We start from the raw sequence: 18,059 nt of genomic DNA, 5'->3' as shown, positions 1-18,059 counted from the left end.
TTTTGTGCCCCTGAGATTATTTGTATCTCACCAATTGCCGCAAATTCAAGGCTAGAAATTTTTTAGCTCACATAAGTGAAACTGCTACTAGTGAGACTCAGACTATTATTTCCTTCAATAATTCCAATGAGTTCATCCTGTCCGCTAGTTCTTAAGTAAAGTGATCGATGGGAACCGAAGGAGAAATTAAATGACACACCAGTAAGTATATAGTTTGCGGCACTACCATAGAGTTGAATTCTATCCCCTTCAAAGGTACTGAAGTCTTCAATTAGCGCATAATCCCCTGTGCCAGAGGTAAAATTATTACCATCATTGTAGTAAGCCTTACTTCTATCACCCAATATAAATAAATCAGCTTGATCGTCACCATAGAAGGTATCAATCTCCCCTACTCCTGCCAAGGTATCGTTGGGGTTGACACCAATCAGAGTATCAATTCCTGAGTCACCATCTAATGTGTCATAACCTCTACCACCTGTGAGAGTATCGTTATTTGAGCCACCAGATAAATTGTCATTACCAGCATCTCCAAAAATCGCATCATCTCCAAAACTTCCCCAAACATAATCTGCACCATCGCCACCATAAACAACATCATTACCATCTTTAGGATCTATGGTGTCATTACCGCCAAATCCGTTAATGATATCTCTATTAAAAGTCCCTATAAGGAAGTTACCGAAAGAGTTGCCGTTAATCACATTGCCTACCGGATTAACAGTGACGCTAAATGTATCATCAACCGTTTTACCGCCAGATGTACCACGCACAGTCACTTGTGCAGTACCAAATTGATTGGGTAAATATTGCAAGGTTAAAGAATTACCTACAATTGAGGCATTCACCAAGGTGTTATTGCTGTTGGAGAGAATCGACTTAGTAATCGCCGCAACGTCGTTATCTATATCAGTAAAGACACTACCTAAATTGATAACTGTGTTAGCAGAACCTTGATTAACAACAACATCGGCAATTGGAGTACCCACAATCGGTGCATCATCTACAGGTGTTACATTGACTGTAAAGGTATCATCAACAGTTTTGCCATTCGATGTACCGGTAATAGTAATTGTCGCAGTCCCAAATTGGTTAGGTAGATAATCCAGAGTCAAATTATTGTTAGCAATGCTGGCATTAACTAAGCCACTATTACTATTAGCTTTAACTGTCTTGGTAATGCCAGTAGCAGCGTTATCAATATCTATGAAGACATTGCTGAGACTAATGACAGTATCTGCTGCATCCTCAAGAACACTGACATCAGCAATGGGGTTAGCAACAGTTGGTGGCGCATCCACAACTAATCTCACCCTACCAGTATGTTGGGCAAGACCGTTAAAAGTCATCTCGACAATCTCACCGTTACGAGTTGTACTGCTTGCACCTTCGGTTACTAGACTCAATGCACCGGGATTTTTGATATCTAAGACAACTTTACCTTCACCAAAGAATGAAAATTCTAAATCTGTACCATTACCAACAACTGAAGTTAATTCGGCACGCATTGGTAGGTCAATAATACGGGTTACATCATCTTGAGTTGTGCCCAAATTGATTGTAAATTTACCGCCATTACGTGGTAAAAATACCGTATCTTTATCGTAGGCATACCAACCATTGACACTTTTAATGGTTTGAGTGGGATCGATATTCAAACCAAAAGCGCCTACATCAGTAACTCCGGCAACAGTGGCAGTAATAGTATTTGCACTGGGATAATCAAGAGTTAATTGTGATTTCTCAAAAGTTCTGATGCGCTGGCTCAACTCCTCAGCCGTAATAAACTCTGTATTATCGTTGTATGCTCTGGCAATGAAATTAGTAAACATTGCCTGAGTGTAAGGCGAGCCTGAGTTATCCGTTGGATCTGTATCCCACACTGTTGGGCCATAATCATGCCATGGAAAATGGATGATGGCTTGGGCTGCGCGATTTGTTAAGCCAGTGTATTCTTTGAGCCATTCTGCTTCCGCTTGTTGTGGTGTTAACTGGCGAAACTGCACCAGCGAAAAATCAAAGGACATGTTCGGAGCAAGATAAACATAATCCTTATTCTCCGGAAACAAAAAGCCAAAAGCATTAGGATAACCTGCACCCACACTTGCATAACCACCAGAAACATAGGATAAGTATTTCTGAAGCTCTTTGGAAACTCCTATACCTTCTGGCGCTCCGGGAATCGCTGCACCTGTAACGGTAATTCCTAATTGTTGCTCAATGACTAATTGTGATTGGTTAAATTCAAACTCCAACTTGGTAGCATATTGTGCATTAGTAAGAGTGGGACTTACAGGAGCCGATGCATTATTTTCTTTATATGTACTCTGATTTGTGTCTTCTGGGTGAGTGTAAGAGTGGGTACCAATTTCGTTTTGTAGAGCCAGCATCCTGTCATAGTAAGGCTTGGAGACAGTCCAATCAGTAAATTGCCCATTGGCTGGATTGTTACCGACGTTAATGTAGTATGACCCTACAAAGTTATAGTCATTTTTCCATTGCTCTAGAATTGGCAGCAGTTTATCGTAAACTCCTGGAGTGTTTCCATTTGGATTCACATCATCAGCTTCTTGAGACTGATCCATGTCATTGCGAGAAATAAAAATACTCGCATCCCGACTCATATTTAAAGCGACTTTGGGTTTCTCATCCAGAACAGCCCATTGCAATGCTTTCCACAATAAATTGTTATCCGCCATGAATCCCGGAGTACTAAAGTGGACATTTCTGCCTCCGGTTTGTGTCGCTAGCACAGCATTGTCTTTCTGCCCATTTACCAGAAAATCTGCGAGAACTATGGGTGTTTTATTATCATTAGGGTCAACATCACCATAAGTGTCATAGGTAATGTTATTGTAATTGCGAATTACCTCATCCGGATTGTACCCTTGCATCACTGGATGAGTAGTAATTTCAGCGTTGAGAACACCATTAACCGGTGTGGTGCTACCACCAGTTCTTTTCAGATTCAACAACTGCTCCATCCGGGTATAGGAATTTCCGGGTAAAGCATTACCGTTTTCATCGTTAGTTAAGAAATTTCCGGCGGTAATTAGACCAATGTTATATTGATAAACTGCCTTTGTGAGTGTCTCTTGAATGGCATCTAGTTTCGCCAGGGGTACATTTGCAAAGTAGGGAAAGATTAGCGAATCATAATTGACAACTTTATTGATATCAGTTAAGTCATCCTCTGTGAGAATATCAAAGGGAATCCCTGCCTGCATCGCTTGGCTTTGCATCGACAAGAACAGTTGGTGATACGCTGTTTCGCTAAAAAATTGTTTCGCTGTAGTTGCTGAAAAAACTATACCTACTTTTTTACTCAGATCTGTTCTTGTTGGTAGATTTTGTCCCCCATATACTGTGTATTTTTGGGTAGCATAATCTCCCGGTATAAATGCCGTGTTATTAATATCCCCTAAAATATCAATTGCTTGTGGTACTGATGTTCCCAGATTCGATCCTGGTACGGCGAATTCAACTATTTTTTGATCGCTACTAAAGCCATAATCTAATGGTCTAATAGAATTTTCTCCGGCTGCTCCTGTGTAAAGATAGGGTAAGCCATCTGCTGCGAAGTTAACGTTATACTCTGCGCCCCCAGATGTACCAAATATTTGATAGCCTGTCGTAGAATTCCTATCTGTATTTAGCCATAATGTTGTGTTTGCACCTATCGCCAGGTTATCTGCCTTTAAGGCAAAAACATAGGCATCACCTGTATACTTCCCATAGATTTCAAATCCTTGTACTCCTGTTCCGGGAAGAAAATCTAATCTATCCTTTGCTGTCCAATCGCTGAGGTTACCATCGAGGGTAATATTACCGTAAGTTGTTGCTAGCTCTAATGTTCTGACTTCTCCATCGATCAAGACACTGGTTGTATCATTCTGACTTTTCAATGCTGCTAGTTGAGTTGGCGTTAACTCTTTACCTTGAACTACTGCTGAAAAAATTTCGCCTTCATCGCCCTGTGCATCTTGGCTATTTATTTGCGAGTCTATATAGTGTCCGAGTTCTTCTATTAATACATCCACACTTTCGGTAGAATCGTTTAACAGTGCTTTTGATAGATAAATTGTATTGTTGAAACTACCAAAAGCTCCTTTTCCTCCGTTTATTGCTGATGCCTCAACTATTTTAATGCTGGGTAAGCTGGAATAATTGATTATGTCTTTAATTACTTTCTGAGCTTTTGCTGGATTCCAATCTTTACCAAATGCTAAATTCATTTTTTGTGAATAATCAGCAGAGGTGAAGAATTCACTAATGTTACCGATTGCTCTTTTGAGCAGTTCTTCTAGCTTGATTAGTTGCAGGTCATTAGACATGTGATTTGCTTCTCCAAGAGGTAGATTTTTGAGAAAAATTTATGCTTGAAATTGATATGTGATTTCGGCAGAAATATGTCTGCATTTCGGCAGTAATTGACCACTTGAACTTAAGGAGTCGTGTAAAAATAAGTTGAACAATTTAATATTTGTAGTGCGGGCAAGATGCCCGCGCGAGCAAGATGCTCGCACTACTTATTTTTACTTAATGCCTAAGTGGAAATATGCAGTTATATCTGCCAAAATTTCCACAACTTTCTAGATTTACCGATTATTAACCAGGCTAGGCTATTTATACTTGCAGCCAAATTCCTTGTCTTCTCCAAGTTTGCTCTAGCAAAAATTTCTCTAGCATTTGTGCAGAAATAATAGATTTTTGTACTAGTATTTCTCCTAATTTTTGCTGAGTCAGGGCTTGCTCTTGTAATGCTTGTTCTAATTGAGTAGGTGAAATATTTTTGCTTTCTAGCAATAGCGCACCTAGCCGAAAATTTTCTTGGGCTAGCTGTTTTTCTAATGTAGCCAGAGCAATTAATTTTTTTTCCCAGTTTAAAGCTGTAGAGACAATGGTTGCTAAACTGTTATATTTGGGTTCCCAACCTAAGATATTGCGAATTTTATCAGAACTAGCAACCACACAAGCTGGATCGCCTGCACGCCGTTGGTGTTCAATTACAGGAAAGTCTACTCCAGAGATTTTCTGCACCATCTTTAAAACTTCTCGCACGCTATAGCCTTGGCCATAGCCACAGTTGAATATTTGACTCTCATTTCCTGCTTCTAGATAGCGCAATGCATCTACATGGGCTGTAGCTAAATCTTCTACATGGATGTAATCTCTAATTCCAGTTCCATCTGGGGTGGGAAAGTCGGTGCCAAAGATACTGACGGAGGGACGACGACCTAAAGCTGCATCACAAGCTACTTTAATTAAGTGTTCGGCTTTTTTTGCAGATTGACCTAATTTTCCGGTGGTATCTGCACCAGCGACGTTAAAGTAACGCAAGATTGCGTATTTTAATTCTGATGCTTGTGCAAAGTCTTGAATGATTTGTTCGCTCATCAGTTTGGAGCGACCGTAGGGGTTCATGGGTTTGGTCGGTGATAACTCTGTGACTAGATTGTCTTCAGGTTGACCATAAACAGCAGCTGTACTGGAAAAAATTATTTTTTTAACATCAAATAATTGACAACAACGTAATAAATTTAGGGTGTTAGAAGTATTATTACTATAGTAGTCAAGAGGTTTGACTATTGATTCTGGTACAGATAGATAGGCGGCAAAATGCAAGACTGCATCAAATTTATGTTGACTAAAAGTTTGAGCTAATAGTTTTTGATCGTCAAGGCTACCAATAACTAATTCTCCATAGATGACTGATGCAGCAGAACCACTAGAGAGATTGTCATAAACCACTACATCATAACCAGCTTCTCCTAGTTGACGGACGGTGTGGGAGCCGATATAACCAGCGCCTCCGGTTACTAATACTTTTTTAGACATTGTTTTCTACCTGAATGAAAGGAAACATAATTTTTTAACCCGCATAAATAACTTTTTCTATTTATGCATCAAAAATTTGGCTAGAAGGCAAATTGTTTACCTTCTATGCCAAAATTTTGTTCTAACAGCAGATTATCAACCAATCACTTATAGTATTCTAGTATTCAGCGTTTTTTTATTGCATCTCTAGAAATTTAGGTTATATTAGCAATTTTTGAGTAATAAATTGGAATTTTACTCCAATTTGAGATTAATTTTAATTTGGTTGATATCATACATCTATTGTCTTATGTAAATACTTATTAGACCATAAACTACAGGTAAATTTTTCAGTGCTTGTTTTTTGATTTTGTGTTGAAAATACAAATTATATGTTATTTCATCAGCAAAAAGTTATCCTGCTCTTCACAATATTTTTGTGGATTTTATGCTATTGCTTTTCAGCATTATTATTCCCTACCTTTAGGAGAACATTGAACTATGTTAAGTATTGTTTAAGTAAGTTGTATTAAAATTAGTCTTGGCAGTTTTCATAATATCAATTGCCGCTATTCAACATATTACAATTCATATAAAGAATCAATAAACTATCTATAAAGTATTCGTTAAGAGCAGTGAAAATACTAACTTTACTTTCTTCAGATTTTCCTCATTTTTTTGTGATTGCTTGCCTTTGAACAGCTAATTAGCATGTTGTAATCAAGCTGATAGCGCCAACAGAGTAAGACTCTGGGCAATTTAAAAAACTATTATGAGAAGACTTTTGCATCGGTTTTCATGATAGCTTTATCAATATTATTGACTAATCAATTTATAATCATTCAGGTGCCAATACTAGCCTAAATTTGGACACTGGGCGCTGTGACAGTCAAATTTGCTGTTAACTGATTTTAGGCTGGTGAAATTTCAATATAGATTAATGTAAATAATTGTGATATTTCTGCAAACTGTTATTTTTGATGTACTCACTACTATATGGGTAGTGATGTTGTTTGTAATTGTCTTTATTTGGCTACCCAGCAAAGTTTTTATTTTTCCAGATAAAATGTCTTGGGCTAGCCGCATAGTTGGTAGCTGGTCGCGAATAGTGCTAGTTACTTTATTTGGGGTTTGGCTGCTGAGTGCGTTGCACTTGTTTAGCTGGTTTACGCTGGTATTTTTATATGGTGGTTGTTTTTTACTGCGCTGGTTACATCACCATAATTGGCGCTTCAGAAAACAGTTACAACTGATCAATCAGAGGGTAGGATGTATTGTTTTAGATGCACTAGATCAAGGCTTTTTACCGAAAATTCGTCAAGGTTGGCAGAGAATTCTGCAGTTTGGGAAAGAAGAATTGGCGATGGTGGAGAAATTAATCGCGATCGCACTTTCACAAAATATCCTAGAGGTGCTACTGCTCGCTGTCATCCTGACCTTTGCTGTATTACTGCGGTTTGAGCATCCCTTACGGGAACTGCGGTTTGGTAATCCTGATAGTTATGGGGTGTTACTAGCTACTAGACAAATTATCGCTGGGGATTGGCCGGGACAGATTCACTCTTTTCCTACATTGTCTACTTTGGCTAGCGTCTTATCTCTGTTGGGTGCGGTTGATGCTATGCAAGTTATCCGCTTTCTTAACCCTTTGTTAGGTTGTCTGTTGGTGTTAAGTGTTGGCTATAGTCTGGGCGTAATTTCTCAAAATAGAACAGCAGGCTTTGGTGCTATGTATAGCTTAGGGGCTTATCTGTTCACTTCTCATCTAGAATTATCTCAGGTTACGCCGCTATGGTTACAGCAATGGCTGACAACGGTGACAGAAAGTTTAAATTCCTCCTTAATTCGTCAATGGGCTGGGGGTAACTTAGAAATAGGCGCGATATTTCTAGTTTTAGGATTAGCACGAGGTTGGGAAGCATCGAGAAGTTTACACCGTCGAGATGCTGTGATTGATACAGTTTGTTGCTTGACGATTGTGGCGATCGCTAAACCCACTTTATTAGTTTTGGCATTAATTGGCGGTATGAGCTTTTTCTTTGCTGGAAGAATAGCGCTGACTGTCATGACTACGAGTTGGATATTGTTAGCTTTAGTCTCTGCTTTACCGGAAAATCCTTTAGGATGGGAAAGCAGTTTTTTAGTGACACTCCCTGTAGGACTAAGCTGGCTTTGGGGATTGATGTTAATCCCTGTTAGCTGGTTGCTGAGTCTGGTACTGGGTTTATGGTCGGAAATTACCTGCTTGATTTTAGTGTTTGCGATCGCAGTTAATTTTTTGTTGCCAAATCCGCCCAAACTTAGTTATCTAGAATATGAGATAGCTGCACGTAAAACCCTAGAACTAAGAGCGAGATTCCCGATCAAGCGCTGGTTAATTGTGGCTCCTGTTGAACAACTTGCAGAAAGTTATGGTGCAGGTTGGTATGAGGATTTGGGTTTATTTGTTGAAAAGTATGCTGCTAAAGTTAGCAATCCTGATTTTCATTTTCGTTATTCCGTCGAAAATATGTTTATCTTGGTGGAAAAAAGACCATTGGTTACGGGAATTAGCGAAAATTACACACTTCCCTATTCGGTTTTATCTGACCCTACCTATCGTAATTATCGTTCGTCAGCTGGGCGTGCGAGTTTAGAATTTACGGCTTTGCAGTTGTGTGAGACTTATCGTCACCTCCATGAGAAAGATGTGGCTATTTATTATGAAGATCGGGATTTGAGAATTTATCAAATTCAGGTTCCTGAAGATCAGCTCCCTAAATAGGGCGATGCAATTAAAAATAGCTGGTTAAGGCTGTCATTAGTCAACAGTCAACAGTCAACAGTCAACAGCTATATTTTTTGATTTAAGGAACGGATATGATTTATTTGTTCTTGCCAGTAAGAGGGTAGGCTATTCCAAGGATCTTTGTCAGGATTATCGGGACTATCATCTGTGATATAGATATATTGGATATTGCGCGCCACTGCTTGATTGATATGTTTTTTCATGGTGGCTGCATCAGGGACAGAGTGAATTAAACAGGAAAAATGCTTGGCTGCGTAATCTTTGATATATGACTGAGGCTGGTATTCATTCCAAGCTTTGGAATAATTTTCAAAAATTACTAAATTATCGCCAGCTGGTCGAGTTAGATAACCTTGATCGGTTTGAGTTCCTTGGTTGAGTACAACCATTTGCAATTTAGGCTGAGTTTTAATATGTTTGTAAATTTCCTGATAATAGTCGAGTTTATCTGCTCCGCTAGCGGCTTCATCTAAGAAAATTCCATCAAGATGAAAGTGTTTAGCGTAGATATCAATATCGGCTTTGACTTGATTAATATTGCGCTTACCGTAATTTGTGGCTACATAACCCAGGATTGTTACTCCCCCTTGTCTGAGGTCTTGAATCCCTCTGGCGTAGTCTCTGTTGGGGGGGCCATTATCGGGGCCGTTATTAGGATTAATAATGGCGGTAATTGGTACTTGTTTGGCTGCTGCTGCGACTTGCGGCCAAGTGTAAGTTGGGGGATTGTACCAGGTAGGATAGGAATATAGGGGAATGAGAATTTTAGTTTGAGCTATAGCAGTTTCTGGCTTGATAGCACTGCAAGCAAGTGTTGCTGTCAATAAGGTACTCATGATTAATTTGTGGGATTTGTTAGAGACACGATTAATCGCGTCTGTACAATTGTTTTTGGTCATGGTGTTTACATAGAAGATGCGATCGCCAATTCTTTTTTGGGCATTGTGTCTTTTATTACTCGCTGTGTGAGATGGTAATAAGTATCTAGGTGGGCATCTAAGAATTTTTGCTGTGTAAATAGATTTATGGCGCGTTCATAGGCTCGCTGACCGAATTTTCGCCTTTCTTCTTCAGGTAATTCGAGTAGCTGTAAAATTGCCGCAGCTAGGGCTTGTGGGCGATGGGCTTGCACCATCAATCCTGTATCACCTAATGCTTCATTGACGCCACCTACATCAGTAGAAACAATGGTAGCTCCTGAAAGCATGGCTTCAATCAGCGCGTAAGGGAAACCTTCGGAAATACTCGACATCGCTACAACATCGGCTTCACTGTACGCGCGCCAAGGTTCGCTGGTAAAGCCAGCAAAGTTGATATTGTCTTCTAATTTATGGGTACGTACTAGTTCTTGACATTGGGCAAAATACTTTTCATCGGAAGGACGCCCATAAAAGCGAAATTCTACATTAGGGATTCTCTCGCGAACAATAGCGGCGGCGGCGATTAAATCCAGTTGTCCTTTGAGGGGGAAAATTAAGCCCATGTTCATGACTTGAGGGCGTTCTTTTGTCACTGGCGGGGTAGGATGATAAATATTCGGATCGGCTCCGTTATAAATCACCTTGATTTTATGGTCGGGGATACCCCACCAACGCTCCCAACGGGCATTGTATTCGCACACGGGAGAAACTTGATCGGCGTAGTGGTAGTTAACCTTAACTACGGCTCCCATTAAACGATATAAAAATTGTCGGACAAAGAGGGAGGGAATACTGCGATTTAAGTTGAGATACTGCTCTCGGATATTGATACCATGTTCTGTGAGTAGATAGGGCGTGCCTCGTTCTAATTTGGCAATGACACAAGGTAAGCTACAAAAACCAGCAGATGAGGCATGGGTGAGATCGGTTTGAGGAACAGGGATATGAATGGGGATCAGAAACCGATAAAGTAGGCGCATGGCTTCCGTCTGTTCTAGAAGGGTGACGGTAGCCGGATTAACTAACGGATGCCAATGAGTAGAGGTTAATTTTTGAAAAGTTGACCATACCTGTTTTGACTCCATTGTTTTGTGGTAGTCATAACGCTGAAAATATTTATAAATGGCTAGGATGAGGTAGCCTAATTTTTCAATATCTGCTTGGCCAAAGAGGATGGCTGTTAAAAAACTCTCAAATAAAGGGATAAATTGGCTGGAAATTACTCTGTTGGTAGTGGCGATTTTGCTTTTAAAGGCTTGAGAAAAGGGAAAGCGCCAAGAGTATTCTACAGGGTCTTCTGTTCCCCACAAGGGTACTTTAACTAGTTGCTTGATATTATCTGGTAATTTATAGCGTAACTCTAGGTAGGGGTTAGCTGCGATCGCCAATACATGAAAATCTATCTCTGGTAGTTGGCTGATTAAAACATCGCACCAGGTACTCACACCACCTTTATGATACGGATACGTCCCTTCCGTAGTTAATAATACAGAGAGTTTCTTCATCAATATTACTCTTTTAAAAACTGGATAGATGCCATTTGCCCCACTAGTAAAGCATCTTCAGGATTTTCAAATTGGATCTCAACACTGTGATTCATGTTCTCTGCGGGTATAGGATTAATCGTGATGATTTTTCCTGTAAATTTCTGCGCAGTTTTACCGACACCGACTTTCACAGTGGCTTTTTGACCTGGACGTAGAGCATTAATGATGCGCGCATTCACCAATACTTCCACGTTGAGGTACTTAAGTTGAGCCAATTCTAAGAGGGGATTGCCAGTAAAGATTTGATCGCCTATCTTGACTGGTAGTTGTACCACTACGCCTGATGTTGTTGCCTTGACTATGGTATTTGTCGATGGCATTTGTCGTTGGAATAGCTGAGTTGCTTGTTGCCGAATTAATTTTAATCGTTCGGTGGCTTGTTGCGCTTCTAAACGCAGATTTTTTAATTGTTGCTCTAGTTCTTGGCGCTTGAGTTTTTGTTGTTCTAGGGAAACTTGACGCTGTAACTGAGATTTCTGCTTTTTGGCGCGTTCTAAATCGTTGGCGGCAGTTGCAGCATCTATAGCTACTTGATAATCTGCTTTAGCGACTCTCATATCTGCTTCGGCTTGTTCTAGCTGATCTTTAGCGATCGCACCTTGTTGATAAAGTTGTCCGAACCGTCGCACTCGTGATTGCGCTCTTTCGTATATAGCTTTGGTTCTTTCTATCGAATCTTGTCTTTGGGGTAAAGGCAGTTTATCAGCTTCGCTCTGCGATAAGGATAGCTCTAAATCTGCATCGGCTATCTTTTCAGCTAGAGGGGATTCGTTTTGCTTGATATCGCTAATTTTCTGTTCCCAGATAAATACTTTTTGTTGCGCTGCTTGCTGTTGTTGGAGTGCTGCTTGTTCCTGTTGTAGCAGGCTTTGGCGTTGCTGCAAAATTTGTTCAATTTCCCTGTCTCCCTCTGGATTTTTTACCACCATCAGGGGTTGATCGAGTTGCACGCGATCGCCAATATTCACATTAATCTTTTCTACTACTGAAGGGCTAGAAGCGGCGATTTTGACTATCTTTGCGGGCTTCACTTTACCGCTAAATTCTGTACCCATCAAGGCTGATTGCTGTTGTAAGTAGCTCAAAGATGGTAACGGCGTTCTCAAGGCTTGGCGGATCAGATATATACCAGTTGTCCCACCCACCGCAATCATGAGTAGGATTAATAATTGCTGCCAACCTATTTGTTTAGGTGATGGGGGATTGGCTTCAGTGGGAATCTCTTTTTGCTTGCTTGGTAGTAGGGTTAAGTTTCCGGCTGACTTCAAGTGAGATGAATGAGTCGCAGGTAAACTGAGTCTTCTCTCTGCCGCAGGAAGTTTGACAGCAGATTCTTCATAAGCTGAGTTTGCAGAGACTGAACTAGCTACGGGAACTTTTACCAGGGATTCTTCGGGAAAATGAGCTTCTAACTCACTATAACTTTCACAAAAAAAGCGCATGGAATCGCGAAATTCCTCAGTTGATGCATCTTTGAGCAAATAGCCCATTGCTCCAGCATCTAAGGCTTCATGGATATATTCGTCGCGATCGTCACTACTTAACAACAGAACTTTGACTAGTGGAAATCGCTGACAGATAGTCTGAGTTACTCGCACTCCATCTAAGCGGAGTGTATCTATATCTATGAGGACTATATCAGGCTGTAGAGTAGCTACTTGTTCAATCGGATTTTTCCCTTTTGGAGTCTTAGCGATTACTTGTAAATCCAAAACTGGATCTAGTAGAGCTTCCAAGTATCTTCTAATACAATTTTGGTCATCAACCAGCAATACACTAACCATGTAGATATATAGGTGCTTTCACTAAAAGTGTGTAAATAATTCATTGTTTTTTGGGGTGCAAAATTAAGATATTATGTTATTAATTAACAACACTTCCCTATCTAGATTTTGGTTAAATTTGTATATCACCCCATTAACATTACGTACAATTTAATCTCTGATAATAATAATTTTTGGCAGAGAATATAGACAATTATATATACTTAAGTAGCTCGATGTAAGAAGAATTAGTAAAGATTGCTGATGTATAATTGTCAATTCTGTGTTGACGTTCAATTAGAGTGTTACTTGCTTTCTGCAGCTATTGCTATTCATCTTTAAAGCTGCTGAAAGTGTAAGTATATCAAGCATTCAGGTGAGTTGGACTACTACACCGAACACCCTAATTTTCACTCAAGCTGATGATGCTCAATATCTCTGAAATTTTGCATATCTAGTTGCCCCTGATATAGATTTTGTTGCACTGAGTGACTTTATGGATTATTTAATCGTCAAAAATTAAGTAACAAAAGAAAAAGTCAGTATCGTTTGGATTTTAACATGAAGTCACTTTATTAAATTAGTAATAACTTTAAAAAAGTTAGTAGATATGTAAGTAATTAGTCAATTGCTTTAATTAAGTGTGTGAAAAATCAAGGATTCATTTCAGGTTAAAAATTGCGATCGCTTTTCCACTTATCAGATCATCTTGTCATAATTAAATGACAAAATAATATATAAAAAAATGACCAACGACTAATGATCGTTGGTCATCAACTTAGCAAGAGTGCTGACTACATTCTTAACAAATACTAAATGTCAAGAATTATTTCAAAAAATTTACAGAAATTCTTTGATAAACATCACAGTTGCATAGAATTGAAAGTCAATATTCTTCTTCTTGCTAAATCCGTGTCCTTCATCCTTAGCCATTAAATACCATACGGGAACTTGATTCTTTTTGACTGTGGCAACAATTTGTTCGGCTTCATTGAGAGGGACGCGGGGGTCATTTTGACCGTGAATCACGAATAAAGGCTTCTGAATGCGACTAGCATTATTCACTGGGGAGATTTTCAGCAAGAATTCGCGCATTTTGGGATCGCGTTCATCACCGTATTCTACCCGCCGCAAATCGCGCCGATAACCTTCGGTTTTTTCCAGAAAGGTGACGAAGTTAGAAATGCCGACTATATCAATAGAAGCACGGATGCGATCGCTATATTTAGTAGCAACAGCTAAGGACATATAACCGCCATAGCTTCCGCCTGTGACTAAAATTCGGTCTTTATCTAAATCTGGTTGGGTTGCAATCCAGTCTAACAATGCACCGATATCTTTCACCGAGTCTTCTCGTTTATAGCCATTATCCAACTGCAAGAAGGTTTTACCGTAACCACTGGAACCCCTGACGTTAGGATACAGTATGGCTACGCCTAATTCGTTGAGGTAATAGTTACTCTGCCCTAAAAATGATGGACGAGACTGGGCTTCCGGGCCGCCATGAATGTTAATAATGACTGGGCGTTTACCTGTAAACTTAGCGGGAGGACGATACAAAAAGCCGGAGATGGTTCTGTTATCGAAACTTTGCCAGCGTATTAGCTGGGCTTCGGGGAAATTTTCGGTATTTAAGCCACCTGTCTCGCTTTCTGTCCAGCGTTCGATTTTGTTGGTGACAATATTTAAGGAGTAAACATCGGCGGGTGTGCGCGAAGAAACTAAGGTAAAGCCTAAATCTTGGTTGTTGCGATGCCAACTGACACCATATATATTACCTACTGGTAACTTTGGTAGTGGCTTTTCTTTACCTGTGGCTGTGTCCAACAAATGTAATACACTCGCCCCATCTTCATTGGTAACAAAGGCAATGTGTTTACCATCATCAGACAAATCGAAGTCTTCAACGTTCCAAGGGATATGACTGGTGAGATATGTATGCTGGATTGTGGCTAAATCAATGTATGCTAACCGCGAAAATTCAAAGTCGCGATCGCTGATGACATACAAACCTTTACCATCTTTACTAAATACACCGCCATAATAGGCGACTTTTTCCTTACCGCCTTTGGGTGTGATGAGTTTTTTCTCGCCTGATTGGGTATCGATGAGCCACAGATAGCTTTCATTGGCAGAAATATATTCCTGTGCTAAAAATTGGCGATCGCTTGGTGACCAGTCTATACCACCCCAGCCACCGCCTTCAACCTGTGTTAATAGGCGATCGCTTTGCGGATTTTGCGGATTGATGATGTAAAAATCATTATCTTTACCCGTCCGTCTAGTAGAAGTGTAGATTGTGCGATCGCCTTTATTTGACCACACACCCCGGCTATTTTTCGACTTCCCATCAGTCAACAGGGTAATTTCCCCCGTTGCTAAGTCATAACGGTAATTTTGGTTAAATTCATTACCACTAGTATCTTTACTAAAGATAAAGTAATTACCCTCAGTCGGTTGAAAACTACCACCACCGACTCGTTCCGGGAAGAATGTCAACTGCTTGCGACTCCCCAGGGGAAATTTAACTAAATGGATTTGCGGTACATCAGCAAAGCGTGTAGAAATCAACATTTCCCGGCGCTGGGGATGCCAACTAGCAAGACTAGCTGCGCGAAACTGGGTATAGCGATTTACCGATTCTGCTAGGGATGCAGGTATTTGGGGGATACCTTCAGTAACTAGGTTTTCGCCTGGATTAACCGGAGGATTTTGTGCAGAAACCATGAGAATAGGTAGTAGTAATACTGCAATGAAAGTAATGAAAAACTTGGAAAAAAATCGCATTCGCCCATTATGCCAGATTGTTACTGCAAGATAAATTAAGTTCGATATACTACTTTATTGCAGATGTTGTAGCTCTTTGAGCTACAACTAAAAAAATATATAATGCATATCTTGAAAAGATTTAATAATTTATTAAGTAACTTATTAATCAAATTATTTTTATGTTACATTGTGACTATATACAATACATAAGAATAAATTTCGCTGTCCTGAAAATAAAAATGAGGTAAAAATCTACTGTGTTTCTCATGGAGAAAAATATTAATACAATATCTAACTTTTCTGTTAGCAAAGAACCAGAAAATTTTTCTGTATTGAATCGAGACGAAAGATTATTAAGGTTAAAAAGCATTTTATCTTATTTTTCTTATTTAAATAAGAATGGAGAAATTAGCGATAAAGCATTTGAGGCTTTAGTTCATTATACCTGCTCAATTTTTATCGAATATGAAGTAGAAGCAAGAGTTAAAGGTGCTTTTGAGCAGAAAATAATTGATTTTTGTGAATCAAAATTATCTATAGCAATAGATAAATATCTAAGCCGGAAGTAATTTTATTAATTTGAATTGAAATGTCTAATCAAGAAAATGAATCAAATAAAGATTCTGATGCTACCGAAAGTGGATATATAGAAAAACTGCCAGAGGAATTAGATAGTCTTCCACCAGAAATTAAGAAATAAATTAAAACATTTCTTTCTATGAGTCGCTTTTCTGCAACTTCTAGTTCGCCCATCCTCGATAAAATTAATCAACAACATATCACCACAATCCTTGAAAGCGTAGAGAAAGATAGCGAAAGAGCATTTATAGACGCGCAACAAGCTAGAAAATACAATTTAATTTTAATTTTAATTTTTGTTACTGTTTTTGTATTTCTAACTATTTTTTTAGTCAACAAGGATGTCACAGTTTATCAGGATATTTTAAAGATCCTGATAATATTTGGTGGCGGATTTGGCAGTGGATTGGGATTCAAAATTTACCTAGATCGCAAAAATAAATAATCACACAAACTTGCTTATACTCCGCGATCGCGTTCTAATTCGGTAATGACTTTTTGTAAATACCACTCTTCTGGCATTTGCGGATAGTTATCTTTTTTCTGCTGAATTAATCTTTGGGCTATTTCCCATTGTCCGCCAACTAGACGTAACAATCGCTGACGGAGAAGATTATATTTTTGCTGTTTGGTTTCGGGGAGAGATTTTTGAATTTTATTTAGGCTATCTAAAACTAATTTATAGTTATCCCAGTCTTCTTTTTCGAGAAAAATACTAGCAGCTTTTTGATAATTTTCTATAGCCTGTTGCATATCCTCTAAATGTGTATGGGCAATACCGCGATTATAATAAGCTTGGGCATCTTCAGGATTAATTTGGATTGCTTGAGAATAGTCTTTAATTGCACCGAGATAATTGCTCATAGCGCGGTAAGCATTACCTCTAGCAACATAAACTAAAGCATCTTGCGGTTCAGTTTGCAACGCTTGGTTAAAGTCTGCGATCGCGCCTTGATAATCGCCTAACAAACAACGGGCTTTACCTCGGTTACGATAAACAATAGCATCAACAAAATTTAATTTAAGCGCTTGATTAAAATCCGCGATCGCTTCTTGATATTTACCCATTTTGCAATTTACTACCCCTCGACAGCAATAAGCTTGTGCATCTTGGGGATCGGCTTTTAATACCCAGTTTAAATCTGCGATCGCTTCTTTGGTATCTCCTTTTTCTGCCTTATCTAATAGTTGCCTAAAATATTCCTTTGGGGATGTTATTTTTATAGCCGGAGAATTAGCTGGGGTAACTGCTGGTTTTGCTGGTGGTTGTAGTTGTTTAATTCTTTCCAAACACAGACGACAATTTTCTGCATCCTTTTGTTGGAGATATAATTCCGCAGCTTGTTTAAAATTTGCGATCGCATCATGAATATAACCCTGTTTGCGCCGCACCATCCCCCGTAAGCTGTAAGCTGCGGCATAATGGGAATTAAAGCGAATTGCACGTTCAACATCTTCTAACGCGCCAGGTAAATTTTTTAACGCTACCCTAGCCAAGGCGCGAGAGTAGTATGCTTCCACACTTTCCGGGTTTAACTTGATGACTTCGGTGTAATCGGACACAGCTTGGAGAATTGCCCCTGAGTCATAATATGCCAATCCCCGTTGAAAATAAGCTTCTGGAAAATCAGGTGTCTGCTGTAAAGCCAGATTAAATTCCGCAATTGCGCCAGCGTAGTCTTTTTGTTTAGCTTTTTCCAAACCTTGATTATAGAATTCGTTACTCATGGCTTTTATTTAGTTATGACTATATTAGGTATTCACGGTGAATGTATCTCATTTCCTATGTTAGTACTGCTCCACTCACCACAAGTGTAATTTTCATATTCTCTATCAATCTCTCTGACTTAGCGTTTTCTCTGGGAGAAGCTACCCG

General features: G+C 39.3%; 10 protein-coding genes. 3 read left to right on the top strand and 7 right to left on the bottom strand.

The window, feature by feature from the left end; all coding sequences use genetic code 11:
• Positions 1-62 precede the first annotated feature (62 nt).
• Positions 63-4,334: a polysaccharide deacetylase gene (locus H6G08_RS05520; RefSeq protein ID WP_190539453.1), complete on the bottom strand. Its 4,272-nt coding sequence runs from the start codon at positions 4,332-4,334 to the stop codon at positions 63-65.
• 292 nt (positions 4,335-4,626) lie between these two features.
• Positions 4,627-5,838 (bottom strand): UDP-glucose 4-epimerase GalE, encoded by a 1,212-nt coding sequence (gene galE / locus H6G08_RS05515; protein ID WP_190539452.1) that lies wholly within the window; start codon positions 5,836-5,838, stop codon positions 4,627-4,629.
• A 931-nt stretch (positions 5,839-6,769) separates the two neighbouring features.
• On the opposite strand from galE, the gene H6G08_RS05510 reads away from it, so the two are divergent.
• On the top strand, positions 6,770-8,581 hold the full coding sequence (locus tag H6G08_RS05510) for a hypothetical protein (protein ID WP_190539450.1): 1,812 nt from the start codon (positions 6,770-6,772) through the stop codon (positions 8,579-8,581).
• Positions 8,582-8,649: 68 nt separating this feature from the next.
• On the opposite strand, the gene H6G08_RS05505 is transcribed toward H6G08_RS05510, so the two are convergent.
• The 4 genes from H6G08_RS05505 to H6G08_RS05490 form a co-directional block, all read right to left on the bottom strand.
• Positions 8,650-9,441 (bottom strand): spherulation-specific family 4 protein, encoded by a 792-nt coding sequence (locus H6G08_RS05505; RefSeq protein WP_190539448.1) that lies wholly within the window; start codon positions 9,439-9,441, stop codon positions 8,650-8,652.
• 68 nt (positions 9,442-9,509) lie between these two features.
• Positions 9,510-11,030: a GT4 family glycosyltransferase PelF gene (gene pelF, locus H6G08_RS05500; RefSeq protein WP_190539446.1), complete on the bottom strand. Its 1,521-nt coding sequence runs from the start codon at positions 11,028-11,030 to the stop codon at positions 9,510-9,512.
• Positions 11,031-11,035: 5 nt separating this feature from the next.
• Positions 11,036-12,856, bottom strand: coding sequence for a response regulator (locus H6G08_RS05495; RefSeq protein WP_190539444.1), 1,821 nt, complete (start codon positions 12,854-12,856; stop codon positions 11,036-11,038).
• A gap of 819 nt (positions 12,857-13,675) precedes the next feature.
• Positions 13,676-15,622, bottom strand: a complete 1,947-nt coding sequence (locus H6G08_RS05490) for a S9 family peptidase (RefSeq protein WP_190539443.1) — start codon at positions 15,620-15,622, stop codon at positions 13,676-13,678.
• Positions 15,623-15,870: 248 nt separating this feature from the next.
• Between H6G08_RS05490 and H6G08_RS05485 the strand changes: the two genes are divergently transcribed.
• Both H6G08_RS05485 and H6G08_RS05480 read left to right on the top strand, forming a co-directional pair.
• Positions 15,871-16,173, top strand: coding sequence for a hypothetical protein (locus tag H6G08_RS05485; RefSeq protein ID WP_190539441.1), 303 nt, complete (start codon positions 15,871-15,873; stop codon positions 16,171-16,173).
• A gap of 149 nt (positions 16,174-16,322) precedes the next feature.
• Complete coding sequence (locus H6G08_RS05480; protein WP_242046077.1) at positions 16,323-16,628, top strand: hypothetical protein; 306 nt, start codon at positions 16,323-16,325, stop codon at positions 16,626-16,628.
• A 14-nt stretch (positions 16,629-16,642) separates the two neighbouring features.
• Here H6G08_RS05480 and H6G08_RS05475 read toward each other — a convergent pair whose 3' ends face one another.
• A complete protein-coding gene (locus tag H6G08_RS05475; protein WP_190539439.1) occupies positions 16,643-17,911 on the bottom strand; it encodes a tetratricopeptide repeat protein in 1,269 nt (422 codons plus the stop codon).
• Between the last annotated feature and the right edge of the window lie 148 nt (positions 17,912-18,059).

The organism is Calothrix anomala FACHB-343, from assembly GCF_014696435.1.
In the GTDB taxonomy this organism is placed as follows: Bacteria; Cyanobacteriota; Cyanobacteriia; order Cyanobacteriales; family Nostocaceae; genus Aulosira; species Aulosira anomala_A.
This window is presented reverse-complemented; position numbering and strand designations above follow the sequence as displayed.